Source organism: Streptomyces hokutonensis, from assembly GCF_000376565.1.
GTDB lineage: Bacteria > Actinomycetota > Actinomycetes > Streptomycetales > Streptomycetaceae > Streptomyces > Streptomyces hokutonensis.
The window spans coordinates 161657-185824 of sequence record NZ_BARG01000014.1 but is presented as its reverse complement, the minus strand read 5'-3'; the positions used below and the strand labels follow the sequence as shown (position 1 = coordinate 185824).

Below are 24168 nucleotides of genomic sequence, written 5' to 3'. Positions count from 1 at the left end.
GGGGGCGACCCAAAAGAACTGGGCCGCCGATCAAGGACACTAGCCGCCCGACACGGCCATACCGCGGGTAATCACCCCGAACGCAACCGTGCGCCCCCTGTCCCAACACGCGCCCCACCAGCCCCACTTGGGCACACAAAAGGACCCGGACCACCCAGGCCCGGGCCCTTCGAAGCGTCGTAGAAGCGGCTATGCCTACCGCTTGTGCTGCGAGTCGGCCACCGTCACCTCGACACGCTGGAACTCCTTCAGCTCGCTGTAACCCGTCGTCGCCATCGCGCGCCGCAGCGCCCCGAAGATGTTCATCGAGCCGTCCGGGATGTGCGACGGACCCGTGAGGATCTCCTCGATCGTGCCGACCGTGCCGAGGTCGACCTTCTTGCCGCGCGGGAGTTCCTCGTTGACCGCTTCCATGCCCCAGTGGTGGCCCTTGCCGGGGCCGTCCGTGGCGCGGGCCAGCGGGGAGCCCATCATGACCGCGTCGGCGCCGCAGGCGATCGCCTTGGGGAGGTCGCCGGACCAGCCGACACCGCCGTCGGCGATGACGTGCACGTACCGGCCGCCGGACTCGTCCATGTAGTCGCGGCGGGCCGCCGCCACGTCCGCGACGGCCGTGGCCATCGGGACCTGGATGCCCAGGACGTTGCGCGTGGTGTGCGCGGCGCCGCCGCCGAAGCCGACGAGGACACCGGCGGCGCCCGTGCGCATCAGGTGCAGGGCCGCCGTGTAGGTGGCGCAGCCGCCGACGATCACCGGGACGTCCAGCTCGTAGATGAACTGCTTCAGGTTCAGCGGCTCGTGTGAGCCCGACACGTGCTCGGCCGAGACCGTCGTACCGCGGATGACGAAGATGTCCACGCCCGCGTCGACGACGGCCTTGGAGAACTGGGCCGTGCGCTGCGGGGAGAGCGCGGCGGCGGTGACCACGCCCGAGTCGCGCACCTCCTTGATGCGCTGCCCGATCAGCTCCTCCTTGATGGGAGCCGCGTAGATCTCCTGGAGGCGGCGGGTCGCGGCGTCCGCGTCCAGCTCGGTGATCTCGTCGAGGAGCGACTGCGGGTCCTCGTAGCGGGTCCAGAGGCCTTCGAGGTTCAGTACGCCGAGGCCGCCGAGTTCGCCGATGCGGATCGCGGTGGCCGGGGAGACGACGGAGTCCATGGGGGCGGCCAGGAACGGCAGTTCGAAGCGGTAGGCGTCGATCTGCCAGGCGATCGAGACCTCCTTCGGGTCCCGCGTACGGCGGCTGGGGACGACGGCGATGTCGTCGAAGGCGTACGCCCGGCGGCCGCGCTTGCCGCGCCCGATCTCGATCTCAGTCACGTGTGTGGCCTTTCCTTCTGCGTCTCAGCGTCTTCCAGTATCGCCGACGGGCACGACAAGGGCGGCCCCGGAGTGTCCGGAGCCGCCCTCGGGAAGCCTGCCGACTACTTGCTGCGGCTGTAGTTCGGTGCCTCGACCGTCATCTGGATGTCGTGCGGGTGGCTCTCCTTGAGGCCCGCCGAGGTGATCCGGACGAAGCGGCCCTTGGTCTCCATCTCGCCGATGGTGGCCGCGCCCACATAGCCCATGGTCTGGCGCAGCCCGCCGACGAGCTGGTGCAGCACGTTGGCCAGCGGGCCGCGGTAGGGCACCTGGCCCTCGATGCCCTCGGGGACGAGCTTGTCGTCGGAGGCGACCTCGGCCTGGAAGTAGCGGTCCTTGGAGTACGACCGGCCCTGGCCGCGGGACTGCATCGCGCCGAGCGAGCCCATGCCGCGGTACGACTTGAACTGCTTGCCGTTGATGAACTGCAGCTCGCCCGGGGACTCCTCGCAGCCCGCGAGGAGGCTGCCGAGCATCACCGTGTCGGCGCCGGCGGCGAGCGCCTTGCCGATGTCGCCGGAGTACTGGAGGCCGCCGTCGCCGATGAGCGGGACGCCGGCCGCGCGGGCGGCGAGGGAGGCCTCGTAGATCGCGGTGACCTGCGGGACGCCGATGCCGGCGACGACGCGGGTGGTGCAGATCGAGCCGGGGCCGACACCGACCTTGATGCCGTCGACACCGGCGTCGACCAGGGCCTGGGCGCCGTCGCGAGTCGCTACGTTGCCGCCGATCACGTCGACGCCGACGCTCGACTTGATCTTCGACATCCAGCTGAGGGCATTGCTGTTGTGGCCGTGCGAGGTGTCGACGACCAGGAAGTCGACGCCCGCCTCGGCGAGGGCCTGGGCGCGGTCCAGCGCCTCGGGGCTGGCGCCCACGGCGGCGCCGACGATGAGGCGGCCCTCGGCGTCCTTGGCGGCGTGCGGGTACTGCTCGGCCTTGACGAAGTCCTTGACCGTGATGAGGCCCTTGAGGACGCCCGCCTCGTCGACCAGGGGAAGCTTCTCGATCTTGTGGCGGCGCAGCAGCTGCATGGCGTCGGCGCCGGTGATGCCGACCTTGCCGGTGACCAGGGGCATCGGGGTCATGACCTCGCGCACCTGACGGGAGCGGTCGGTCTCGAAGGCCATGTCGCGGTTGGTGACGATGCCGAGCAGCTTCTTGTTGCCGTCGGTCACCGGGACGCCGCTGATGCGGAACTTGGCGCACAGGGCGTCGGCCTCGGCGAGCGTGGCGTCCGGGTGCACGGTGATCGGGTCGGTGACCATGCCGGACTCGGAGCGCTTCACGAGGTCGACCTGGTTGACCTGGTCCTCGACGGACAGGTTGCGGTGCAGGACGCCGACGCCGCCCTGGCGGGCCATCGCGATGGCCATCCTGGACTCGGTCACCTTGTCCATCGCCGCGGAGAGCAGCGGGATGTTGACCCGGACGTTGCGCGAGATGCGGGACGAGGTGTCGACCGCGTTCGGGAGCACCTCGGATGCGCCCGGCAGCAGCAGCACGTCGTCGTAGGTCAGCCCCAGTGTCGCGAATTTGGCGGGCACTCCGTCGACGTTGGCAGTCATGACACCTTCCCCAATGGCCTTGATCGGTGCGGATGTCCATGCTAACGGGAAGCGGGGGCCGCGAATTCCATGATTCGACGGCTACGCCCGACTCCGGGCTTCGTATATTCGTACGGAACCCGGCGCCCGGCTGTTCAAAAAAGGCGCCGCCCGTGCCGGTGTTACTGCTCGGCCAGTGCCCGCAACCGGCTCAGCGCGCGGTGCTGTGCGACCCGGACGGCGCCGGGTGACATTCCCAACATCTGGCCGGTCTCCTCGGCCGTGAGGCCTACGGCGATGCGCAGCAGGAGCAGTTCGCGCTGGTTCTCCGGGAGGTTGGCCATGAGTTTCTTGGCCCATTCGGCGTCACTGCTGAGCAGGGCGCGCTCCTCGGGGCCGAGGGAGTCGTCCGGCCGCTCGGGCATCTCGTCGGAGGGGACCGCCGTAGAACCCGGGTGGCGCATCGCGGCGCGCTGGAGGTCGGCGACCTTGTGGGCGGCGATGGCGAAGACGAAGGCCTCGAAGGGGCGGCCGGTGTCCTTGTAGCGGGGCAGTGCGAGGAGGACCGCCACGCAGACCTCCTGGGCGAGGTCCTCCACGAAGTGCCGTGCGTCGCCCGGGAGTCGGGACAGCCGGGTGCGGCAGTAGCGCAGGGCCAGTGGGTGTACGTGGGCGAGCAGATCGTGCGTCGCCTGCTCGTCTCCGTCGACCGCGCGAAGGACGAGCCCACCAATCGCCCCCTGGGGACTGGCCCCCTCGTCGTCACGCATCGGTCCATGGTGCCTTGCGGCCGTGTGGTCCGTGGCACCGCGTCCGTTGTTGTGCACCGAAGCGTTATGAGCAGGTGCGCCGGAACTCATCTCCTGCGCCCTCCCCTCCCGCTCGACCGACTCGTCCCCGAGGAACTCCACACCTCAAGGATGCGGCATCCGCGGCGAAACGAGCAGCGGGCGCCCGGCGGGCCCCTTTGCCGCCCCCGCCCGCCATGAGGCAGGCGGGGATTCCCGTACCCCCGCTACGACCCACTGACCTGGCCCTAACGGACCAGACCCCAGCGGAAACCGAGCGCCACGGCGTGCGCCCGGTCCGAGGCGCCGAGTTTCTTGAAGAGCCGCCGGGCGTGGGTCTTGACGGTGTCCTCGGAGAGGAAGAGCTCACGGCCGATCTCCGCGTTGGAGCGGCCGTGGCTCATGCCTTCGAGGACCTGGATCTCGCGTGCGGTGAGCGTCGGCGCGGCGCCCATCTCGGCGGACCGCAGCCGGCGCGGGGCCAGTCGCCAGGTCGGGTCGGCGAGGGCCTGGGTGACCGTGGCCCGCAGTTCGGCGCGCGAGGCGTCCTTGTGCAGATAGCCGCGGGCGCCGGCCGCGACCGCGAGGGCCACGCCGTCCAGGTCTTCGGCGACGGTGAGCATGATGATGCGTGCGCCCGGGTCGGCGGAGAGCAGCCGCCGCACGGTCTCGACACCGCCGAGTCCGGGCATGCGTACGTCCATCAGAATGAGGTCCGAGCGGTCGGCGCCCCAGCGGCGGAGGACTTCCTCCCCGTTGGCCGCGGTCGTCACGCGCTCGACACCGGGTACGGTCGCGACCGCCCGGCGGAGCGCCTCTCGGGCAAGCGGGGAGTCGTCACAGACGAGGACGGATGTCATGGCCGCCCTCCGCAGCTGATGCGCGTCACCTTGAGCCTCCAGGCTGGTACGAAATCGTCACCTGTGCGGTCGACCGTCTCGGACGCCTGCCCGAGCACTTGTGTTTGCAACCGCCTCGCACTCTCAACGACGGTCACTCGAAAGAGTTACGGGGCCGTGTGTCGTCTTCGGCACTCTACGTGAGGGTGCGGACACGGTGGAGGCGTGCGCGGCCGACCCTCAAGCTTTCATCACAACCGGTGCCCCATTCAGCCCTATTTCTTCCCTTTTACTGGTGTCTGAGGCTAGATTCGCAATGAGTCATATTTTCATCTCCTTAGATCGTAGTTGTACGGTCGTGGACACCGTATCCGCCCATAACGGCTACAAGGGGTCACGCAATGGCAGATTTCTCCCGCCTTCCCGGACCGAACGCGGACCTGTGGGACTGGCAGCTCCTGGCTGCCTGCCGAGGGGTCGACAGCTCGCTCTTCTTTCATCCCGAGGGCGAGCGCGGTGCGGCACGAAGCGCTCGTGAGAACTCGGCCAAAGAGGTCTGCATGAGGTGCCCGGTCCGCGCACAGTGCGCGGCGCACGCGCTGGCGGTGCGCGAGCCGTACGGCGTCTGGGGCGGCCTCACCGAGGACGAGCGCGAAGAACTGATGGGGCGGGCCCGCAACCGGCTGGTGTCGGCCTCGACCGCCGGGGACATGGCTTCGAACAACTGAAGGAACGTTTCTTCAACAGGTTCTCCACCGGGGCACGCATGCGCGTGCCCCCTACTTTTCGCGCGCCGCCCGCGCCAGCTGGTCCAGCGTCGCCGCCACCGCGGGCACCTGCGCCAGGTCGGGCAGGGTCAGCGCGACGATCTCCCGCCGCACCGCCGGTTCCAGCGTCACCGTCCGCGCGCCCCGGGGCCGTACGGACTCGATGGCGAGCTGGGGCAGTACGGCGACGCCCAGGCCCGCGCTCACCAGGCCGACGACCGCCGGATAGTCGTCGGTCGCGAAGTCGATGCGCGGGGTGAAGCCGGCTCTCTCGCAGGCCTCGACCAGCTGGCCGCGGCAGCGCGGGCAACCGGCGATCCAGGGTTCTCCGGCGAGTTCGCCGATGGCGACGGACTCCGCGCGCGCGAGGCGGTGCTTTTCCGGGACCAGGGCGACCAGGCGGTCGCGGAGCAGGGGTCGAACGACCAGGTCGGACCAGTCCTCGGTGCCCGTCGCGGTCTCGTAGCGGAAGGCGAGGGCGATGTCGCAGTCGCCCTCGCGGAGGAGGTCGACGGAGTTCGGCGGCTCGGCCTCCTCCAGGAAGACGCGGGTGCCGGGGTGGGCGGCGCGCAGGGCGGCGAGGGCGGTGGGGACGAGGGTCGAGCTGCCGCTCGGGAAGGAGACCAGGCGGACGCGGCCGGCGCGCAGGCCCGCGATCGCGGCGACCTCCTCCTCGGCGGCGGTCAGCCCGGCGAGGATGCCGGCCGCGTGCCGGACCAGGGACTCGCCCGCCTGGGTCAGGCGCATCTCGCGGCCGGTGCGGATGAGGAGTGGGGTGCCGACGGAGGTCTCCAGGGCCTTCATCTGCTGGCTCACGGCGGGCTGGGTGCAGCCCAGCGCCCGCCCGGCCGCCGAGAAGGAGCCGGTGGCGGCGACGGCGCGCAGCACTCGGAGATGTCGGGCCTCGATCACCCACCGAGCATAAGCCGACCTTGGGGGTACGGGTGAATAATGCGGCGCACCTTTGGGGCGCTCTCGCCTACCGTGACGTCATGAAGCTTCTCTCGCTGAATCTGGGCCGGGCCACGGCCGTGCCGTACACGGACCAGCCGGACGGCGTGACGGGGATCGACAAGCGGCCGACCGACGGGCCCGTCCGGGTGAGCGCGCCCGGCCCCAAGGGGATCGCCGGGAGCGGGCTCGCCGGGGACACGGTGTGTCATCTGCGCCACCACGGCGGCGACGACCAGGCGGTGTACGCGGTCGCGCGCGAGGATCTCGACGACTGGGAGCGGGAGTTGGGGCGCCCGCTGGCCAACGGTTCCTTCGGGGAGAACCTGACGACCCTGGGGGTCGACGTGTCCGGCGCGCGGATCGGGGAGCGGTGGCGGATCGGTTCCGAGGTGGTCCTCGAGGTCAGCTCCGGGCGGATTCCGTGCCTGGTCTTCCAGGCCCATCTGGGTGAGAAGCGGTGGGTGAAGCGGTTCACCCAGAAGGGCGCGCCGGGGGCCTATCTGCGGGTGATCGAGCCCGGTGAGATCCGGGCGGGGGACGCGATCGAGGTCGTGCACCGGCCGGGCCACGAGGTGACGGTGGCCCTGCAGTTCCGGGCGGTGACGACCGAGCGGGCGCTGCTGCCGCGGCTGCTTGCGGCGGGCGAGGCGCTGCATCCGGAGGCTCTCGCGCAGGCCCGGAAATATGTCGCGGAGCACGCGGGCTGAGCTGCCGTCCCGGCCTGTTCGACGCCTTGTTCGACACGTGTTCGTCACGGATCGGGAGGGCCTGTGCAGAGAGCTGGCCCGGTCGCTGCGGATCACTAATCTTGCGCCATGACAACGGCATTGATTACGGGATCGACCGCGGGGATCGGTGCCGCGTTCGCGCGGCGGCTCGCGGCGGACGGACACAACCTCGTGCTGGTGGCGCGGAACACCGCGCGGCTCGGCGAGCAGGCCACCGAACTGCACGACCGGCACGGCATCGAGGCCGAGGTACTCACCGCCGACCTCGCCACGGACGAGGGCATCGAGACGGTGGCCGCCCGGCTCGCGGACCGCAAGAACCCGGTCGACCTGCTGGTCAACAACGCGGGCTTCGGCAACAAGGGCCGCTACCTCGACGTACCGATGGCGGACGAGCTGAAGATGCTCAAGGTGCACTGCGAGGCGGTGCTGCGGCTGACCAGCGCGGCGACCGAGGGGATGCGGGAGCGCGGGCGCGGCGGGGTCGTCAACGTGGCGTCGGTGGCGGCCTTCGTGCCGCGCGGGACGTACGGCGCGTCGAAGGCGTGGGTCGTGCAGTTCACGCAGGGGGCGGCCAAGGACCTGGCCGGGACCGGCGTACGGCTGATGGCGCTGGCGCCCGGTTTCGTGCGGACCGAGTTCCACGAGCGGGCCGGGATGGGCACGGACAACATCCCGAACTGGATGTGGCTGGACGCGGACAAGCTGGTCGCGGCGGCGCTCGCGGATCTGGCGCGCGGCAAGTCGCTGTCGATCCCGGACCCGCGCTACAAGGCGCTGATGGGCCTGGTGAAACTCACTCCGCAGTCGGTGCTGGGCGGGATCTCGTCGAAGACCGGGCGGAAGTACGGGCCGCAGTGACGAGGTGACGGCGCCGCCCCGGTGGGACAATGGGGACCTCTACCGGACCCAGGGGGGCCGGAGGCGGTGTCATGACGTTCGTACAGCTCATCGACTGCAAGACCAGTCGGTTCGACGAGATGAACCGGCTGATGGACACCTGGGTCGAGCAGACCAAAGGGAAGCGGACCGCCGGCCACAGCGTGATCGGCAAGGATCGTTCCGACGCCTCCCACTTCGTGGAGATCGTGGAGTTCCCCTCGTACGAGGAGGCGATGCGGAACTCGAAACTGCCGGAGACCGACCGGATCTTCCGGGAGATGGTCGCCCTGTGCGACGAGACGCCGACGTTCACGGACCTGGACGTGGTGCGGGACGAGGCGCTGTACGCGGCCACCGTACGGCGGTTCTTCGAGACGGTCGCCGTGCCGGGCGAACTGCCGCCGCTGGACGATCTGGTCGCCGAGAACTATCACGACCACGATCCCTCGAACGAGCAGGACACCGTGGGGATGGACCAGCTGCGGGCCGAGGTCGGTGGGTGGCGCGGCGGCTTCGACATGGCGTTCACGGTCGAGGACCAGATCTCCCAGGGCGACCGGGTGGCCACCCGCTGGACCTGGAACGGCACCCACACCGGTGACTTCATGGGGATTCCGGCCACCGGCAAGAAGGTCGTGATGACCGGGACGACCACCTTCCGGTGCCGGGACGACGGGAAGATCGCCGAGGGCTGGTGGCAGTACGACCGGCTGGGGCTGATGGCTCAACTGGGAGCGCTGGACGCGCTGGAGCGCTGAGCGCGTCGGGGCAGGACCCCGGCAACAGGACCGCCCGCGAAGGGAGAAGCCCCCGTTCCGCACCGGAACGGGGGCTTCTTCGTGCGGGGTGACTCAGTGGGAGTGGCCGTGGCTGTGACCACCGGCGGCCGGCTCCTCCTCTTCCTTCTTCTCGACGACCAGGGTCTCGGTCGTGAGGAGGAGGGAGGCGATGGAGGCGGCGTTCTCCAGGGCGGAGCGGGTGACCTTGACCGGGTCGATGACGCCGGCCTTGACCAGGTCGCCGTACTCGCCGGTCGCGGCGTTGAAGCCCTGGCCGGGCTCGAGGTCGGCGACCTTGGAGGTGATGACGTAGCCCTCGAGGCCGGCGTTCTCGGCGATCCAGCGCAGCGGCTCGACGACCGCGCGGCGCACGACCGCGACACCGGTGGCCTCGTCGCCGGTCTTGTCGAGGTTGCCCTCGAGGACCTTGGCGGCGTGGACCAGGGCGGAGCCACCACCGGAGACGATGCCCTCCTCGACCGCGGCGCGGGTCGCGGAGATGGCGTCCTCCAGACGGTGCTTCTTCTCCTTGAGCTCCACCTCGGTGGCGGCGCCGACCTTGATCACGCACACGCCGCCGGCCAGCTTCGCGAGGCGCTCCTGGAGCTTCTCGCGGTCCCAGTCGGAGTCCGTGTTCTCGATCTCGGCCTTGATCTGGTTGACGCGGCCCGCGACCTCGGAGGCGTCACCGGCACCGTCGACGACGGTCGTGTCGTCCTTGGTGACCGTCACGCGACGGGCGGAGCCGAGCACGTCCAGGCCGACCTGGTCGAGCTTGAGGCCGACCTCCTCGGCGATGACCTGACCGCCGGTGAGGGTGGCGAGGTCGCCGAGCATCGCCTTGCGGCGGTCGCCGAAGCCGGGGGCCTTGACCGCGACCGCGTTGAACGTGCCGCGGATCTTGTTCACGACCAGGGTCGACAGGGCCTCGCCCTCGACGTCCTCGGCGATGATCAGCAGCGGCTTGGAGGCGTTGGCCTGGATGACCTTCTCCAGCAGCGGCAGCAGGTCCTGGATGGAGCTGATCTTGCCCTGGTGGATGAGGATGTACGGGTCCTCGAGGACCGCTTCCATCCGCTCCTGGTCCGTCACGAAGTACGGCGACAGGTAGCCCTTGTCGAAGGCCATGCCCTCGGTGAAGTCCAGCTCCAGACCGAAGGTGTTGGACTCCTCGACGGTGATGACACCGTCCTTGCCGACCTTGTCCATCGCCTCGGCGATGAGCTCGCCGACCTGGCTGTCCTGCGCGGACAGACCGGCGACGGCCGCGATGTCGGCCTTGTCGTCGATGGGCCGCGCGGTGGCGAGCAGCTCGTCGGAGACGGCCTTGACGGCGGCGTCGATGCCCTTCTTCAGGGCGGCCGGGGAGGCACCCGCGGCAACGTTGCGCAGGCCCTCGCGTACGAGCGCCTGGGCGAGCACGGTGGCGGTGGTGGTGCCGTCACCCGCGATGTCGTTGGTCTTGGTCGCCACCTCCTTCACCAGCTGGGCACCGAGGTTCTCGTACGGGTCGTCGAGCTCGACCTCGCGGGCGATGGTGACACCGTCGTTGGTGATGGTGGGGGCGCCGAACTTCTTGTCGATGACGACGTTGCGGCCCTTGGGGCCGATCGTCACCTTGACCGTGTCGGCAAGCTTGTTGACGCCGCGCTCGAGGGCGCGACGGGCGTCCTCGTCGAACTTCAGGATCTTCGCCATGGGAGCGGTTCAGCCCTCTCGGAAAACGTGGGTGAAACGAACTACGCCCCCGACGCCCGGCTTCATAAGGTCGCGGGGGCCAGGGGCGCAGCTCACATACAGAGTGTGAAGCGAATTACTTCTCGATGATCGCGAGCACGTCGCGGGCCGAGAGGACGAGGTACTCCTCGCCGCTGTACTTCACTTCGGTGCCGCCGTACTTGCTGTACAGCACGATGTCGCCGGTCTTGACGTCGAGCGGCAGGCGCTCGCCGTTCTCGAAGCGGCCCGGGCCCACGGCCAGGACGACGCCCTCCTGGGGCTTCTCCTTGGCGGTGTCCGGGATGACCAGGCCAGAGGCGGTGGTCTGCTCGGCGTCGAGCGGCTGGACCACAATGCGGTCCTCGAGCGGCTTGATGGCAACCTTGGAGCTGGTGGTCGTCACGATCCGACCTCCCCCTTCGGAGATCTCACGGGGTTAACTGTCTGAGGTGGCGACCAGGTGGATCCGTCGTCGCGGGTGCCGGACCTGCCCGTCGCTATTGGCACTCTCCAGGGGGGAGTGCCAGACCTGAGACTATGACTGCGATTAGCACTCGGTCAAGCGGAGTGCCAATGCCTGCGGCGCTTGGGCGGAATTTTGGTGACCGTCGGCTGTGGTTGCCGTCCCTGGGGGCTGCGCCCCCAGACCCCCGCTATCGGCCTTCGGCCTCGTCCTCAAACGCCGGACGGGCTGATTTTGTGATCGGCGTTTGAGAAGTGCTAGTCCGCCGTGCATCCCCAATAGCCGATCTCCGCCGGCTCGCCGTCGCGGTAGAGGATCGTGCAGCGGCCGGTCCCACGGCCCGGGAAGGTCGCGGCCCCGCTGCGGAGCGCGGCGGCCCAGTGCTCGCGGGTGGGTCTGCCCTCCGGTGCCCAGTCGCGGACCTCGTCCTCGGTCAGGGGTCGCATCATGGCGAACTCGTCCCCGGACGCGGCGTCGACGAGGTCGTAGAAGTCGAGCACGGAGGAGGTGCCGCCCGTCAGGATGTACTCCGCCCAGCTCTCGTCCTCGCACAGATCGAGGATGTCCCGCCCCGGGAACCCGTGGTCGTTCTCGGCCAGTTTCTGTTGCTGCGCCTGCCGGAACGCCGACTCGAGATCCTTCTGGTACGGACCAGCGGAGGTCCACTCGTTGCCGCCCATCGCAGCCCCTTTCCGTGCACCGCAGGCTAGAGGTAGTCCTCCAGGCGGCCCACCGTCAGGCCCCGCTCCTGGATTCCCCGGAGCAGTCGGGCCGTTGTGTCGGTCGGGGTGATGCGGACGATGTCGCCGGGGGTGAGGCGGTGGGCGCCGCGGGCGTAGGTGAGGGTTCCGGTTGTCGTGGAGGCGCGCCAGAGGACCAGGGCGGAGATGCCGCAGTCGGCGGCGGCCCGGCGGGTGGTCGTGTCGTACGTGCCGTAGGGGGGCCGCAGGAGGCGGGTCCGGGCGGCGCAGATCTCGGTGCGCTGGGCGTCGTAGGGCAGGCCCGCTACCGGGCGGCGGTCATGGGCCGTTCCGAACTCGGTGACGGGCAGGCGCAGTTCGCGGACCATGGTGGCGAAGCTCGGGTCCCGGCGGGCGCCCGCGTCGTGGTCGTAGGTCAGGAAGACGACCTTGTCGCGGGTGCGGACGTGGTCCACGACGGGTGGGAGGGCCGGGCCCGCCGAGCGGGCGGGGGGTTCGGGGACGGTTTGGGGGCGGGGGCCAGGGGGGCCGTCAAACCCCAGTGGCGGTACGGCTGTTCGCGGGACGGGCCGTGCGGGTGGACGCGCTGGGCGGCCTTCTTGCCGAGCCGTTCGATGGGGTCGACGGACTGGGCGCAGCCGGTGAGGAGGGTGGCCGCCAGGGCGACGGCCACCGGTACCCGGACCCTCACAGGTAGTCCTCGAGGCGCGCCACCGCGTACCCCTCGGCGGTGGCCTTGCCGAGGAAGCGGCGCATGTCGTCGACCATCGTGCCCTTCCAGTCCGCGCGGCCCCGGAAGTGGGTCAGGACGATGTCGCCGGGGTGCAGCTCCTGGTCGTCCTCGCGGTACTCCCAGTGGTCGACGTACACCTCCTCGTCCCAGATCGGGGCGTACTTGATGCCGCAGGACTTGGCGGCCACGAGGGTGTCGTGGTTGTAGTTCCCGTACGGCGGCCGGAAGACCGTCGGCGCCTTGCCGAACTGCTTCTTCATGACGTCCTGCATGCCGCAGATCTCGCGCTTCTGCTCGGCGTAGGACAGGCCGGGCAGGTAGGGGTGCGTGAGGGTGTGGTTGTTGAGCGTGTGGCCCTCGGCCTGCATCTTCTTGAAGTAGCCGTAGTCGTCCTTGACCAGGTAGTTGCTCAGGAAGGCCGTGTACGGGATCTTCAGGTCGCTCATCATCCGCAGGAACGCGGGGTCCTTCTCCTCGCCGTCGTCGATGGTGAGGAACACGATCTTCTGCTTGGTGGGGATGGTGGTGAAGACCGGCGGGAGGTTCAGTTCCTCCTGGTCGTCCACCTCGAAGCCCTTGCGCGCGGTGATCTCCGGCTTGTGCGCGGGTGCCGGCGGGGCCTGGAGCGGCACCTTCGCCAGCCCCCAGCGCTTGGCGGCGGCGACCCGGGCGGCGTGGGCGGCGCGCAGCCTGGAGGCGTAGGAGTCGAGCGCGCGGGCCGGGGGCGCGTGCAGGGGCTGCGCGCCGTGCGCCGGAGGGGCGGCCTTGTCGGCGCCGCCGGGCTGGGTGCAGCCGGAGACGACGGCGGCGAGCGCGAGGGCGGCGAGCGCGCCACGGACGCCCGCCCTCCGACGCCGAGTTCCCCGATTCCCGTACGCCCGGTTTCCGTACGCCCGATTGATGTCATTTTGTACGACTACTCGCATGACGTCGGATCTTTTCAGGCCCCGGCCCCGATCCCGCGCCGACACCGCCAACACACCGCCACCGGAGGCACACCGTCCACCGACTGGCCCACAATGTCCCGGTGAACGACCCCGTACTCGCCTTCGCCGCCCTGCTCACCCCCGAGGGCCGTGCCCTCCTCGACGAGGTCCGCGGCACCGACCCGGCCAAGGAACTCGCCGTCGCGACCCGGCTGCGCCGCGAGCACCCCGCCGACCTCGTCTCGGCGGCCCTGGGCCAGGCCCGGTTGCGACAGCGGGCGGCGGTGGCGAAGTTCGCACCCGAGGACACCGACCGGATGTTCTTCACCCCGAACGGCTTCGAACAGTCCACCCGCGCGACTGTCGCCACCTACCGCGCCGGACGCCTGCGCGAACTGGGCGTGACCTCCGTCGCCGACCTGTGCTGCGGCATCGGCGGCGACGCGATCGCGCTGGCACGGGCGGGCGTACGCGTGCTGGCCGTCGACCGCGATCCCCTCACGGTCGCGGTGGCCCGCGCCAACGCGGAGGCGCTCGGCCTGGCCGACCTGATCGAGGTGCGCGAGGCGGACGTCACGGACGTCGACACGTCCGCGTACGACGCCGTGTTCGTCGACCCCGCGCGCCGGGGCGGCCGGGGGCGCATCTTCGACCCCGAGGCGTACTCGCCCCCGCTGTCCTGGGCCGTCGGCGCTGCTACGACGGCCCCGCTCGCCGCGCTGAAGATCGCGCCCGGAGTGCCGCACGAGGCGATCCCGGCGACGGCCGAGGCGGAGTGGATCTCGGACGGCGGGGATGTGAAGGAGGCGGTGCTGTGGTTCGGGACGGGGGTGCGGCCGGGTGCCGTACGGGCAACTCTCCTCCCCGGCCCACGAGTTCTGCACGGACGCGGACTGCCCGACCCCGAAGTCCGTTCCGTGGGCCGTTACTTGTACGAGCCCGACGGCGCCGTCATCCGCGCCCACCTCGTCGCCGAGGTCGCCGAGGAGCTCGGCGGCGGGCTCGTCGACGAGACCATCGCGTACGTCACGGCCGATGACCTACGACCGACCGCGTACGCCTCCGCCTACGAGATCACCGACCAACTCCCCTTCGGCGTCAAGAAGTTGAAGGCACTGCTCCGAGAGCGGGAGGTCGGCGTACTCACCGTGAAGAAGCGGGGCTCGGCCGTCGAACCGGAGGAACTGCGACGGAAGGTGAAGCCCCAGGGGCCCAACTCGGCGACGGTGTTTCTGACTCGGGTGGCGGGGGCGCCGACGATGCTGATCGGGCGGCCGGTCACGGACAAATAAATCGGTGGGGTGACGCGCGGGAACCTGCCACGCTCGTCGAATGGGTGCACTGGATGCGGTGGCGGACAGAGTCGCCGGTGGGGCCACCGTGACGTTCCGGCCCAGCGGCTCCTCGATGGTTCCGCTGATACGCAGCCGGCAGCGGGTGGTCGTCGCTCCGGTCGACCCGTCGAAGCTGGAGGTCGGAGACATCGTCCTCGCCCGTGTCGCGGGGACGGTCTACCTGCACCTGGTGTCCTCCGTGGACCTCGCCGGGAAGCGCGTGCAGATCAGCAACAACCGTGGCCGCGTCAACGGCTGGACCGGCCACGACCGCGTCTTCGGCATCTGTGTGGCGGTCGACGGCGCCGCCCGGTCGGGAGCAGCGGGCAGGACGGTCTCGGGCGACGGGAGCAGAGCGGCCCCCTAGGACCTGTCCGCCTCTTCGGCCCTGCGCAGCAGGAGTTGGCGTTCCCGTTCGTTGCGGGCCAGTGAAGCCGCCCGTACGAACTCCGCCCTCGCCTCCGCAGTACGGCCGAGGCGCAACAGCAGGTCGCCACGGACGCTGGGCAGCAAGTGGTAGTCGCGCAGGGCGGGTTCGGTGGTGAGGGTGTCGATGATCTCCAGGGCCGGGGCGGGGCCGTCGGCCATCGAGACGGCCACCGCGCGGTTCAACTCGACCACGGGGGACGGGGATCGGGTGGCGAGGAGGCCGTAGAGGGTGGCGATCGTCGGCCAGTCGGTCTCGTCGTAGGTGTACGCGTGGGCGTGGCAGGCGGCGATGGCGGCCTGGAGGGCGTAGGGGCCGGGGGCGCCGGTGGACACGGTGTCGGCGCGGCCGAGGGCGGTGATGCCCCGGGCGATGAGCAGGCGGTTCCAGCGGCGGCGGTTCTGGTCCCTGAGGAGGACGGGGTCGCCGTTCGGGGCGGTGCGGGCGGCCGAGCGGGAGGCTTGGAACTCCAACAGGGCGGCCAGGGCGTGTACTTCGGGTTCCTTCGGCATCAGGCCCGCCAGCAGACGGGCCAGTCTGAGCGCGTCCTCGCAGAGGCCGGGGCGGAGCCAGTCGTCGCCGGCCGTCGCCGCGTAGCCCTCGTTGAAGATGAGGTAGATGACGTCCAGGACGGAGCCGAGGCGGGCCTCGCGGTCGGGGCCGTAGGGGACCTCGAAGGCGACGTTCCTGGTGGCCAGGGTGCGTTTGGCACGGACGATGCGCTGGGCGATCGTCGGCTCGGGGGCGAGGAACGCGCGGGCGATCTCGGGGGTGGTGAGACCGCCGAGGAGGCGGAGGGTCAGGGCGGTGCGGGCCTCGGGGGACAACACCGGGTGGCAGGTGGTGAAGACCAGGCGGAGGAGGTCGTCGTCGATGTCGTCGGGGGCTGAAGGCTCCTCCGGTGGGGCCGTCGTCTCCAGGGTGCGGCCGATCTCCTGGAGCTTGCGGGCGTAGTTCTCCCGGCGCCGGACCAGGTCGACGGCGCGGTGTCTGGCGGTGGCCATGAGCCAGGCGCCCGGGTTGTCGGGCACGCCGTCGCGGGGCCACTGCTCAAGGGCGGCGACCAGGGCGTCCTGGGCCAGTTCCTCGGCGATACCGACGTCGCGGACCGTGCGGGTGACGGCGGCGATGATGCGCGGGGACTCGATGCGGAAGACGGTCTCGATGGCGGTGTGCGGGTCGGTGGCGTTGCCGCGTCGGTCCGTGGGGTGGCCGTGCGGGGCCGCGGTGGGCTGTGATTCCGGAGTCACAACCCACCATGCAACACCCCCGGCGGCCTCGGGCCAAGGAAGACCGGGACCGGGCACGGCAGTACGGGGGCCGCTCAGCCCTCCGCGATCTCCCGCACCTCGCACGTCACCGTCCAGAACTCCTCGTGCACCTTCAGGAACCGCTTCGTCCACTCCAGCGCCTCGGCCATGTCCTTGCACTGCATGATCGCGTAGCCGCCGACGACCTCCTTGGACTCGGTGAAGGGTCCGTCGGTGACGGAGATCTTCCCGCCCTCCCAGTGGACCCGCGCGCCCTGCGCGGTCGGGGTGAGACCGGCGGTGTCCAGCATCACCCCGGCCTTGGTGATCTCCTCGATCAACTCACCCATCCGCTGCATCAGTTCGGCACTCGGTCCCTCGGCGGGGGCGGTCTTCTCGTCGATCTGCACGAGGGAGAGATAACGGGGCATGGTGACTCCTCGGGACGAATGGCGGGCCGGGTCCTTCCCGGCCTTTCAACCATGCGTCGAACGAGGGGCGGCCGGATCGACACACTCGCCGGAATTCCCCGAAGATTTTTCTCGTACGACCGCGTGATCCGCCGGACAGGCCCTAGGCGTCGAGGTAGCGGTAGTCCCCGGCCGGGAGGCCGATCACCAGATCGCCGTTGTGGACCCTCCACTCGCTCATGCCGTCGACGTCGTGGCTGACCAGGAACAGACCCCGGGGCCTCTCGTCGTACTCGTCGTCCGGGTCGGAGGCCGGGATCCGGGCGATGCTACGCAGCCTCTCCTCGAACCAGTCGAGGGCCACCGCGCGGATGTCGCCCCCGTAGAAGGCCCAGCTGAGGTAGTTGTACTGCCGGGCGGGGAAGGCCCAGCCCCCGCTGTAGGTGCGCTCCGGATCGTCCGCCGCCACGATCTCCTTGATCCGGGCCAGCTGTCCGTCGTCGCACTCCAGCCAGCCCCTGACCGAGACCATGGTTCCCACGGCGGTTGCTCCTCATCCGGTGGCGCGCGGCTCCTGTGTGCACGGTAGGGGCGACGTGCTCGGTCCCGCAAAGGGATTGGCAGGGGCTGTGCGGTTGTGGCGGCCGGTCACTTCAGTGACTCCCACAGATCGCTCGCCGCCGGCTCCTTGGCAACCACCCGGTTCGGATCGGACGGTGCCGTCACGACCGGCATCGTGATCGTCTTCACCGCGTCCGCCGACAGGCCCTTCAGGCTCTCGCCGAGGCTGATCAGTTCGCTGAGGGAGTCGAGGCCGGTGTCGGTGGTGAGGCTGTCGGTGATCGCGTCGGTGACCTCGTAGAGCTTGGTGGGGTCGGTGAGGAGGTCGTGGGAGGAGATCTGGGTCAACAGGGCCTTCACCAGCATCTGTTGGAGGCCTATTCGGCCGAGGTCGCTGCCGTCGCCTATGCCGTGGCGGGTGCGGGCGAGGGCCAGTGCCTGCTTGCCGTTGAGGTGGTGGGTGCCCTTCTTCAGGTGCAGGTGGCTGTCGTCGTCGTCGATGTCCTCGGTGGTCGTCACGGTGACACCGCCGAGCGCGTTGACCAGCTTCGCGAAGCCCGCGAAGTCGATCTCTATGTAGTGGTCCATGCGGACGTCCGTGATCGACTCGACCGTCTTGACCGCGCAGACCGGGCCGCCCACCGAGTACGCGCTGTTGAACATCGCGCTGTACGCCACGGAGGTCGAGCCCCCCGACTTCAGCGGGCAGGACGGGCGGATGACGAGGGTGTCGCGCGGGATGCTGACGATCGTGGCCTTCTTACGGCCCGCGTCGATGTGCACGACCATCGCCGTGTCGGAGCGGGCGCCGGAACTGTCGCCGCCGCCGAGCGCCTGGTTCTCCTTGCCGCTGCGCGAGTCCGAACCGAGGACCAGGATGTTCACCGAGCCGGTCGGCACGGGCGCGGCGGACGCGGAGGCGGACGCCGAGGGTGTGGTCACCGCCTTCGCGGGGCGGTTGGCGCCGAGCGCGCTGTCGATGTCGACGCTCTTGATGTTGTTGTTGAGGTGCCAATAGGCCCAGCCCGCCGTGGCTACGCCAAGGACCAGGGCGCCGGCCAGAGTGAGGCCGGCGATCTTCAGCACCCTCGACCGCCGGCCCACTCGTCTGTCCCCGTCGACCTTCTCGTTGTCCGTCACGGGGAGGAACGTAAGTCCGAATTATTAGGAGAAAGTTAGGGGAACGGTCGCAGGACGGTTTTCTGCGGAAAATCTCACGGTTCTCAGTCCCGCTTCACGCCCCGCCTCGCTCCCCCGCCTCCCTCATCCCAAGGTCACCACCGGTACCGGGTTGCTTCCGCTCCAGGACGCGTTGAACCCGAACGTCACCGAGCCGCCGTCCGGGACCGTGCCGTTGTAGCTCGCGTTCGTACAGGTCACGGCCGCCCCCGACTGGGTGCAGGTCGCGTTCCAGGCCTGCGTGATCTGCTGGCCCGCGCCGTACGTCCACGTCGCGTTCCAGGACGACAGCGCGGTCCCGGTGCAGGCGATCGTCACCTGCCCGGTGAACCCGGTGTTCCACTGGCTCGTCACGCCGTACGTCGCCGAGCACGAACCGCTCGGCGGGGTCGTCGTCGTACCGCCGAGTGCCTCCGCGATGCCGTAGTACGCCGGCTTCGGCGCGTAGTTCTCGTCGTACGGCGTCGCCGCCCCGTAGCCCGGGAAGGTACTCGGCACCCAGGAGTCGGAGTCGGTGAAGCCCCAGACGGTGATGTTCACGCAGCGGGTGACGGCGGCGCAGGCGGCGACCACGCTCTTGAAGTCGGCCTTCTGCTGGGCGAGTTTGCCGCTGTCGGCCGGGAGTGCCATGCGTACGTCGAGTTCGGTGATCGCCACGTCCACGCCCAGGTCGGCGAAGCGCTGGATGTTCTGCTGGAGGCCGGCCGGCACCTGACCGAGGATCAGGTGGGCCTGCAACCCCACCCCGTCGATCGGAACGCCCGCCGTCTTAAGGGACTTGACGAGGTTGTAGAGGGCGGTGGACTTCGCGTTGACGCCCTCGACGTTGTAGTCGTTGATGTAGAGCTTCGCCGCCGGGTCGGCCGCGTGGGCCCAAGTCAGCGCCTGGGCTATGTAGTTGGCGCCGAGGCCGTTGTACCAGAGCGTCGAGCGGTAGGTGCCGTCCTCGTTGAAGGGCTCGTTGACCACGTCCCAGGCGGCGATCTCGCCCTTGTAGCGGCCGACTTCGGTGCTGATGTGATTCTGCAGCAGGCTGCTCAACTGGGCGGACGTCCATGTCCCGTTGGTCAGCCAGCTCGGGTTCTGGCTGTGCCAGACCAGGGTGTGGCCGCGCACCTGCTGGTTGTGGGCCTGCGCGAAGGCGACGATCTGGTCGGCCTCGGTCCAGTTGAAGCTGCCCTGCGTGGGCTCTACGGTCCCCCACTTCATGGCGTTGCCGGGGGTGAGCGAACCGAACTGCGCGCCCGCGATGTCGCCGTAGCTGCCGGTGAGTTTGGAGCCGGTGACCGCGGTGCCGACGACTTTGCCCTTCGCGGCGGCGAGGTCGCGCAGCGGGGTGTCGGCGGCGTGCGCGGCGGGTGCGGTGACGAGCATGACGGCGCCGGTGACCAGGGCCGCCAGGGACAAGCCGGTTCTCAGAGATCTCATGCGGATGCCTCCGAAAGTTTCGGTTGTGCAACCGATTGGCTTCGGAGGAGTGTGGGGCGGCTCACCCCACTCGTCAATACGTCACCTTCCGGCCACGCGGGTCACCCCTGCGCCGCGGGCGCCGCCGTACTGCTGCGCACCACCAGGCTCGTCGCCAGTTCCACCCGCCGCGCCGCCGAGGACTCCGGCTCGCGCGCGAGGTCGAGCACCAGCTTCGCCGCCGCCTCGGCCATCTCGGTGAGGGGCTGTCGTACGGTCGTCAGCGGCGGGCCGACCCAGCGGGCGACCGGGAGGTCGTCGAAGCCGACCACGCTCAGGTCCTCCGGGATGCGCAGCCCGAGTTCGCGCGCGGCCTCGTACAGGCCGAGGGCCTGGAGGTCGTTGCCGGCGAAGACGGCGGTGGGCCGGTCCGGGCGGCGCAGCAGTTCCAGCCCCAGCCGGTAGCCGGCCTCGTGGTGGAAGTCGCCGGTGGTGATCAGCGAGCCGTCGACCGGCAATCCGGCCGTCTCCAGCGCGGCCCGGTAGCCGTCGACGCGGGCGCGGCTGCACATCATGCGGGAGGGTCCGCTGATCGCGCCGATCCGGGTGTGGCCGAGTTCGACGAGGTGCCGGGTGGCGGCGAGCCCGCCCTGCCAGTTGGTCGCGCCGATCGACGGCACGTCGGCGCCCGGGTCGCCGGCCGGGTCCATCACCACGAACGGGATGGAACGGCTGGTCAGCAGCGCCCGCTGGGACTCGTCGAGCCCGGACAGGACGAGGACCACGCCGTGCGGGCGGCGGGCGGCGACCTGGTCGGCCCAGGTCCGGCCGGGCGTCAGCCGCCCCGCGCTCTCGCTCAGCACCACGCTCAGCCCGGCGTCCCGCGCCACGTTCTCCACCCCCCGGATCACCTCCAGCGCCCAGGCGCTCTCCAGCTCGTGGAAGACCAGGTCGATCAGCGGGGAGCGGGTCGCCTCGGCACGGCGGCGCCGGTAGCCGTAGACGCGGAGCAGGTCCTCGACGCGGGTGCGGGTCGCGGGGGCGACATCGGCACGGCCGTTGAGGACCTTCGAAACAGTCGGAGCCGAGACTCCGGCCTCGCGGGCGATCTCGGCGAGCGTCGCGGTCTGCGTTTCTACGGCCTTCGAGGGTTTCATGCCCGCGATCGTATCCCTGCGCGACCCCTTGACGAAGCTTCTGTCCCGCCATACGTTCCCGGAACATTCGTAACGTTGATCGAAACATTCGCGAAAGAGGCCGCCCTATGGAGTCCTACAGCAGGCGCTGGGTGCTCGGCGCCGGTGCCACCACCCTGCTCACCGCCGGACTCACGGCCTGCGGCTCCAGTGACAGCACCGGCAGCAGCAGTACCGTCACCGCCTTCGTCTACGGCGACGACGCGACCAAGGTCCAGGTCAAGGCCGCCACCCGGTTCAACGCGTCGGCGGCGGCCAAGAAGGCCAAGGGGAAGATCAAGCTGGAGAAGGTGCCCGGCACCGACTACCCGGCCAAGCTGCGCACCGCGATGGGCTCGCCGAACGCGCCCGACGTCTTCTTCAACTGGGGCGGCGGCTCCATCAAGGCCTACCAGGAGGCCGACCAGCTGGTCGACCTCACCGACACCATCAAGTCCGACCCGGTCCTCAGCAGCGGCTTCCTGCCCTCGGTGCTCGCGGCGGGCGCGCTCAAGGGCAAGAACTACGGCATACCGATGCGCGGCATGCAGCCCGTGATCCTCTTCTACAACAAGTCGGTCTTCGCCGCGCAGAAGCTCCAACCGCCCACCACCTGGGCCGAGTTGCTCGACATCAACAAGAAGCTGAAGGCCGCGAACATCACGCCGTTCGCGCTCGGCGGCGCCGACATCTGGCCCGAGCTGATGTGGCTGGAGTATCTGGTCGACCGGATCGGCGGACCCGAAGTCTTCGACCGCATCAAGAACGGCGACGCGTCCGGCTGGGGCGACCCCGCCGTCCTCAAGGCCGCCGAGACGGTGAAGCAGCTCATCGACGACGGCGCCTTCGGCAAGGGCTTCAGCTCCGTGTCGTACGTCAACGGGGGCGCGCCCGCTGTCTTCGCCAAGGGCAAGGCGGCGATGCATCTGATGGGCTCGTGGGAGTACTCGACGCAGCTCGGCAAGTTCCCCGACTTCGCCAAGACCAACCTGGGCTGGTCCGCGTTCCCGAAGTACGAGGGCGGGGCGGGCGACATCCGCAACGTCGTCGGCAACCCCACCAACTACTGGTCCGTGAACACCCGTACGGGCAACAAGGACGCGGCGATCGCGTTTCTGCGGGACTGCGCGTCGGAGGCGTACGCGAAGGACCTCGTCGCCAACGGGGACATCCCGACCACGTCCAACGCGGAGAAGCTGCTCGACTCCTCCCCCAACCCCGAGTTCGCCAAGTTCCAGTACCAACTGGTGCAGCAGGCGCCCGCGTTCACGTTGAGCTGGGACCAGGCGGTGGATCCGGATGTGTCCACGCCGATGCTGACGGAGATCAACAAGCTGTTCGTGGGGAAGAGTTCGCCGGCCGAGTTCGTGTCGGCGCTCAAGGGGCTCAAGTGACGGAGCGCTCCGCGGGAGGGGTGGTTCGTCGGCTGCCGGCGCGTCGTGGCTGGTCGCGCAGTTCCCCGCGCCCCTATCGGGGCGCTGCACCTCACGCAGTTTGGGCTGTGCCCGGGGTTGTCTTTTTTGCCTTCTTCGCCGTCGCCCCCATGGTTCTCGCCGTCTATCTCTCCTTCACCACCTGGAACGGGCTCGGTGACCCGAAGCCCGTCGGGCTCGCCAACTGGCAGAAGCTGCTGCACGACGACCGGCTCACCCAATCCCTCACCGTCACCGTCCTGTTGACGGTGACGAGCTGGGCGTTCCAGACGGTCGTGTCGCTGCTGCTCGGTGTGTGGGCGGCGGGGCGGCAGCGCAACCGGGCGATACTCTCGGCGATCTTCTTCGTGCCGTTCCTGCTGTCCTCGACGGCGATCGCGCTGCTCTTCTACGCGCTGCTCGACCCGAACTTCGGCGTCATCCACCAGGACACGCTCGGCTCGACCAGTGGCGCGTTTCTGGCGATCGTGTTCGTCGGGGGCTGGCAGTTCATCCCCTTCCACACCCTGATCTACCAGGGCGGGGCCCGTCAGATACCCGAAGTCCTCTACCAGGCGGCGGCGATCGACGGTGCCGGGCGCTACCGGCAGTTCTTCTCGATCACACTGCCGCAGCTCCGCAACACGGCCACGACCTCCAGCGTGCTGATGATCGTCGGCTCGCTCACCTACTTCGAGACCGTCCTGATCCTCACCCAGGGCGGCCCCGGCACGGACACGGCGATCCTGCCGTACCTGATGTACGAAGCCGGCTTCAAGAGCTACGACTTCGGCTACGCGAGCGCGATCGCGACCTTCCTGGTCGTGGCCGCCACCGCGCTGTCCCTCGTCCTGGTCCGGCTCACCGGTTTCGGCGCCATGCGCAGTACCCGCGAAGGGATGTGACGGAGTGTCACACGACACCTTGCCGCGTCCGGTGAAGACGGAGGAGGGGCCCGTGGAGGAGCAGCGGCCCCGACGGCGCCGGCACTGGAGCAGGCGCCCCAACCCCCTCGCCGGTCTCGGTTCCCTCCTCTGGCTCGCGGTCGTCATCGTCCCGATCTACGCGATGATCTCGGCCTCGCTCACCCGCCAGGACAAGGCCCTCGGCAACAACGCCCTGAAGCCGCCCACCGATCCGACCTTCGCCAACTACAACACCGTTCTCCACAACGGCTTCGGCCACTTCCTCGCCAACACGGCACTGGTGGCGGCGGCGGTCGTGGGCATCGTGCTCGTGCTGTGCGTGCCGCTCGCCTACGTCGCCGTACGCACCCGCACCATCTGGTCGAGCGCGGCCTTCCGCCTGTTCCTGCTGGGAGTCGCCATCCCGGCCCAGGCCGTGGTGGTCCCCCTGTACCTGATGATCGCCAAACTCAACCTCTACGACAGCCTGTTGGCGGTCATCCTCCCCACCGCCGCCTTCGCGATGCCGGTCTCCGTGCTGATCCTGACCGGCACCCTGCGGGACATCTCGGAGGACCTGTACGAGGCGATGGCACTGGACGGCGCCTCGGCGACCCGGATGCTGTTCCAGCTGGTCATCCCGCTGGCCAAGGGCGGGATCAGCACCGTCGTCATCTACACGGCGCTCCAGGCCTGGAACGGCTTCCTCTTCCCGCTGATCTTCACCCAGTCCGACGGGCCCCGGGTCCTCACCCTCGGACTCTTCAACTACGTCAGCCAGTTCGGCGTGAACATCCCCGCGCTGCTCGCCTCGGTCGTCCTCTCCGGCATCCCGATCTTCGCCGTCTACCTGGTGGCCCGGCGCGCCCTGGTCGGCGGCCTGATGGGCGTGGGCGGCAAGTGAATCTCCCCAACTCACC

General features: G+C 69.6%; 26 protein-coding genes. 9 read left to right on the top strand and 17 right to left on the bottom strand.

The genetic code is table 11. The features are described 5' to 3' along the window. Positions 1-195: 195 nt before the first annotated feature. The 4 genes from SSP08S_RS06500 to SSP08S_RS06485 all read right to left on the bottom strand — a co-directional run bounded on the left by SSP08S_RS06500 (position 196) and on the right by SSP08S_RS06485 (position 4557). Positions 196-1320 carry a GuaB3 family IMP dehydrogenase-related protein gene (locus tag SSP08S_RS06500; RefSeq protein ID WP_019066763.1) on the bottom strand — a complete coding sequence of 375 codons (1125 nt, stop codon included), beginning with the start codon at positions 1318-1320 and terminating at the stop codon, positions 196-198. 104 nt (positions 1321-1424) lie between these two features. Then, positions 1425-2930: an IMP dehydrogenase gene (guaB, locus tag SSP08S_RS06495; protein WP_019066762.1), complete on the bottom strand. Its 1506-nt coding sequence runs from the start codon at positions 2928-2930 to the stop codon at positions 1425-1427. 161 nt (positions 2931-3091) lie between these two features. Then, entirely contained in the window at positions 3092-3679 is a 588-nt protein-coding gene (locus SSP08S_RS06490; protein ID WP_019066761.1) for a sigma-70 family RNA polymerase sigma factor, read from the bottom strand. Between the two features lie 266 nt (positions 3680-3945). Then, positions 3946-4557 (bottom strand): response regulator transcription factor, encoded by a 612-nt coding sequence (locus tag SSP08S_RS06485; protein WP_003948568.1) that lies wholly within the window; start codon positions 4555-4557, stop codon positions 3946-3948. Between the two features lie 380 nt (positions 4558-4937). Here SSP08S_RS06485 and SSP08S_RS06480 point away from each other — a divergent pair, with 380 nt between their 5' ends. After that, a complete protein-coding gene (locus tag SSP08S_RS06480) occupies positions 4938-5264 on the top strand; it encodes a WhiB family transcriptional regulator (protein WP_019066760.1) in 327 nt (108 codons plus the stop codon). 51 nt (positions 5265-5315) lie between these two features. Here the strand turns inward: SSP08S_RS06480 and SSP08S_RS06475 are convergent, their stop codons facing one another. Next, positions 5316-6215, bottom strand: a complete 900-nt coding sequence (locus tag SSP08S_RS06475) for a LysR family transcriptional regulator (protein ID WP_026178238.1) — start codon at positions 6213-6215, stop codon at positions 5316-5318. An 80-nt stretch (positions 6216-6295) separates the two neighbouring features. Between SSP08S_RS06475 and SSP08S_RS06470 the strand changes: the two genes are divergently transcribed. From SSP08S_RS06470 to SSP08S_RS06460, 3 genes are all read left to right on the top strand, one after another. After that, on the top strand, positions 6296-6964 hold the full coding sequence (locus SSP08S_RS06470) for an MOSC domain-containing protein (protein ID WP_019066758.1): 669 nt from the start codon (positions 6296-6298) through the stop codon (positions 6962-6964). Between the two features lie 108 nt (positions 6965-7072). Then, positions 7073-7846 (top strand): SDR family NAD(P)-dependent oxidoreductase, encoded by a 774-nt coding sequence (locus SSP08S_RS06465; protein WP_026178237.1) that lies wholly within the window; start codon positions 7073-7075, stop codon positions 7844-7846. A 71-nt stretch (positions 7847-7917) separates the two neighbouring features. Next, positions 7918-8625, top strand: coding sequence for an ester cyclase (locus tag SSP08S_RS06460; RefSeq protein ID WP_019066756.1), 708 nt, complete (start codon positions 7918-7920; stop codon positions 8623-8625). 93 nt (positions 8626-8718) lie between these two features. Here the strand turns inward: SSP08S_RS06460 and groL are convergent, their stop codons facing one another. From groL to SSP08S_RS06435, 6 genes are all read right to left on the bottom strand, one after another. Beyond that, entirely contained in the window at positions 8719-10344 is a 1626-nt protein-coding gene (groL, locus tag SSP08S_RS06455; protein WP_019066755.1) for a chaperonin GroEL, read from the bottom strand. Between the two features lie 115 nt (positions 10345-10459). Further along, positions 10460-10768, bottom strand: coding sequence for a co-chaperone GroES (gene groES / locus SSP08S_RS06450; RefSeq protein ID WP_019066754.1), 309 nt, complete (start codon positions 10766-10768; stop codon positions 10460-10462). Between the two features lie 317 nt (positions 10769-11085). Then, complete coding sequence (locus SSP08S_RS06445) at positions 11086-11508, bottom strand: hypothetical protein (protein WP_019066753.1); 423 nt, start codon at positions 11506-11508, stop codon at positions 11086-11088. Between the two features lie 26 nt (positions 11509-11534). Further along, on the bottom strand, positions 11535-11984 hold the full coding sequence (locus SSP08S_RS54870) for a hypothetical protein (RefSeq protein WP_019066752.1): 450 nt from the start codon (positions 11982-11984) through the stop codon (positions 11535-11537). Next, positions 11945-12220, bottom strand: a complete 276-nt coding sequence (locus SSP08S_RS64760; protein ID WP_439654570.1) for a hypothetical protein — start codon at positions 12218-12220, stop codon at positions 11945-11947. The genes SSP08S_RS54870 and SSP08S_RS64760 overlap by 40 nt, the downstream gene beginning before the upstream one ends. Further along, on the bottom strand, positions 12217-13188 hold the full coding sequence (locus SSP08S_RS06435) for a polysaccharide deacetylase family protein (protein ID WP_019066751.1): 972 nt from the start codon (positions 13186-13188) through the stop codon (positions 12217-12219). The genes SSP08S_RS64760 and SSP08S_RS06435 overlap by 4 nt, the downstream gene beginning before the upstream one ends. 101 nt (positions 13189-13289) lie before the next feature. Here SSP08S_RS06435 and SSP08S_RS06430 point away from each other — a divergent pair, with 101 nt between their 5' ends. Both SSP08S_RS06430 and SSP08S_RS06425 read left to right on the top strand, forming a co-directional pair. Further along, positions 13290-14480: a THUMP-like domain-containing protein gene (locus tag SSP08S_RS06430; protein WP_019066750.1), complete on the top strand. Its 1191-nt coding sequence runs from the start codon at positions 13290-13292 to the stop codon at positions 14478-14480. 40 nt (positions 14481-14520) lie between these two features. Continuing rightward, a complete protein-coding gene (locus SSP08S_RS06425; RefSeq protein ID WP_019066749.1) occupies positions 14521-14889 on the top strand; it encodes a S24/S26 family peptidase in 369 nt (122 codons plus the stop codon). Here the strand turns inward: SSP08S_RS06425 and SSP08S_RS06420 are convergent. The 6 genes from SSP08S_RS06420 to SSP08S_RS06395 all read right to left on the bottom strand — a co-directional run bounded on the left by SSP08S_RS06420 (position 14886) and on the right by SSP08S_RS06395 (position 20913). Continuing rightward, positions 14886-16199, bottom strand: coding sequence for an RNA polymerase sigma factor (locus SSP08S_RS06420; RefSeq protein ID WP_019066748.1), 1314 nt, complete (start codon positions 16197-16199; stop codon positions 14886-14888). The two genes, SSP08S_RS06425 and SSP08S_RS06420, sit on opposite strands and share 4 nt — an antisense overlap. Before the next feature lie 74 nt (positions 16200-16273). Continuing rightward, the gene (locus tag SSP08S_RS06415; RefSeq protein WP_019066747.1) at positions 16274-16630 is read right to left on the bottom strand and encodes a YciI family protein; all 357 of its coding nucleotides are present in this window, start codon (positions 16628-16630) and stop codon (positions 16274-16276) included. 142 nt (positions 16631-16772) lie between these two features. Continuing rightward, complete coding sequence (locus SSP08S_RS06410; protein ID WP_245607838.1) at positions 16773-17141, bottom strand: hypothetical protein; 369 nt, start codon at positions 17139-17141, stop codon at positions 16773-16775. A gap of 116 nt (positions 17142-17257) precedes the next feature. Next, positions 17258-18310, bottom strand: a complete 1053-nt coding sequence (locus SSP08S_RS06405) for an LCP family protein (protein WP_019066745.1) — start codon at positions 18308-18310, stop codon at positions 17258-17260. Positions 18311-18433: 123 nt separating this feature from the next. Beyond that, positions 18434-19777 carry a glycoside hydrolase family 10 protein gene (locus SSP08S_RS06400; protein ID WP_026178236.1) on the bottom strand — a complete coding sequence of 448 codons (1344 nt, stop codon included), beginning with the start codon at positions 19775-19777 and terminating at the stop codon, positions 18434-18436. 101 nt (positions 19778-19878) lie between these two features. Further along, positions 19879-20913, bottom strand: coding sequence for a LacI family DNA-binding transcriptional regulator (locus tag SSP08S_RS06395; RefSeq protein WP_019066743.1), 1035 nt, complete (start codon positions 20911-20913; stop codon positions 19879-19881). 107 nt (positions 20914-21020) lie between these two features. On the opposite strand from SSP08S_RS06395, the gene SSP08S_RS06390 reads away from it, so the two are divergent. Genes SSP08S_RS06390 through SSP08S_RS06380 form a run of 3 tightly spaced genes read left to right on the top strand, consistent with a single transcriptional unit; the run spans position 21021 to position 24152 of the window. Then, positions 21021-22325 (top strand): ABC transporter substrate-binding protein, encoded by a 1305-nt coding sequence (locus SSP08S_RS06390; RefSeq protein WP_019066742.1) that lies wholly within the window; start codon positions 21021-21023, stop codon positions 22323-22325. Positions 22326-22357: 32 nt separating this feature from the next. After that, positions 22358-23248, top strand: coding sequence for a carbohydrate ABC transporter permease (locus tag SSP08S_RS06385; RefSeq protein ID WP_051105860.1), 891 nt, complete (start codon positions 22358-22360; stop codon positions 23246-23248). A 4-nt stretch (positions 23249-23252) separates the two neighbouring features. Further along, positions 23253-24152: a carbohydrate ABC transporter permease gene (locus tag SSP08S_RS06380; RefSeq protein ID WP_026178235.1), complete on the top strand. Its 900-nt coding sequence runs from the start codon at positions 23253-23255 to the stop codon at positions 24150-24152. Positions 24153-24168 lie beyond the last annotated feature (16 nt).

Bases quoted from the DNA above. Each gene is read 5' to 3' on its own strand.
- SSP08S_RS06460 (WP_019066756.1), top strand. From the start codon at position 7,918: ATGACGTTCGTACAGCTCATCGACTGCAAGACCAGTCGGTTCGACGAG.
- SSP08S_RS06400 (WP_026178236.1), bottom strand. From the start codon at position 19,777: ATGAGATCTCTGAGAACCGGCTTGTCCCTGGCGGCCCTGGTCACCGGC.
- SSP08S_RS06490 (WP_019066761.1), bottom strand. From the start codon at position 3,679: ATGCGTGACGACGAGGGGGCCAGTCCCCAGGGGGCGATTGGTGGGCTC.
- SSP08S_RS06465 (WP_026178237.1), top strand. From the start codon at position 7,073: ATGACAACGGCATTGATTACGGGATCGACCGCGGGGATCGGTGCCGCG.
- SSP08S_RS06485 (WP_003948568.1), bottom strand. From the start codon at position 4,557: ATGACATCCGTCCTCGTCTGTGACGACTCCCCGCTTGCCCGAGAGGCG.
- SSP08S_RS06470 (WP_019066758.1), top strand. From the start codon at position 6,296: ATGAAGCTTCTCTCGCTGAATCTGGGCCGGGCCACGGCCGTGCCGTAC.
- SSP08S_RS06390 (WP_019066742.1), top strand. From the start codon at position 21,021: ATGGAGTCCTACAGCAGGCGCTGGGTGCTCGGCGCCGGTGCCACCACC.
- SSP08S_RS06410 (WP_245607838.1), bottom strand. From the start codon at position 17,141: ATGGTCTCGGTCAGGGGCTGGCTGGAGTGCGACGACGGACAGCTGGCC.
- SSP08S_RS06435 (WP_019066751.1), bottom strand. From the start codon at position 13,188: ATGCGAGTAGTCGTACAAAATGACATCAATCGGGCGTACGGAAACCGG.
- guaB (WP_019066762.1), bottom strand. From the start codon at position 2,930: ATGACTGCCAACGTCGACGGAGTGCCCGCCAAATTCGCGACACTGGGG.
- SSP08S_RS06480 (WP_019066760.1), top strand. From the start codon at position 4,938: ATGGCAGATTTCTCCCGCCTTCCCGGACCGAACGCGGACCTGTGGGAC.
- SSP08S_RS06415 (WP_019066747.1), bottom strand. From the start codon at position 16,630: ATGCCCCGTTATCTCTCCCTCGTGCAGATCGACGAGAAGACCGCCCCC.
- SSP08S_RS06425 (WP_019066749.1), top strand. From the start codon at position 14,521: ATGGGTGCACTGGATGCGGTGGCGGACAGAGTCGCCGGTGGGGCCACC.
- groL (WP_019066755.1), bottom strand. From the start codon at position 10,344: ATGGCGAAGATCCTGAAGTTCGACGAGGACGCCCGTCGCGCCCTCGAG.
- SSP08S_RS06395 (WP_019066743.1), bottom strand. From the start codon at position 20,913: ATGAAACCCTCGAAGGCCGTAGAAACGCAGACCGCGACGCTCGCCGAG.
- SSP08S_RS06445 (WP_019066753.1), bottom strand. From the start codon at position 11,508: ATGGGCGGCAACGAGTGGACCTCCGCTGGTCCGTACCAGAAGGATCTC.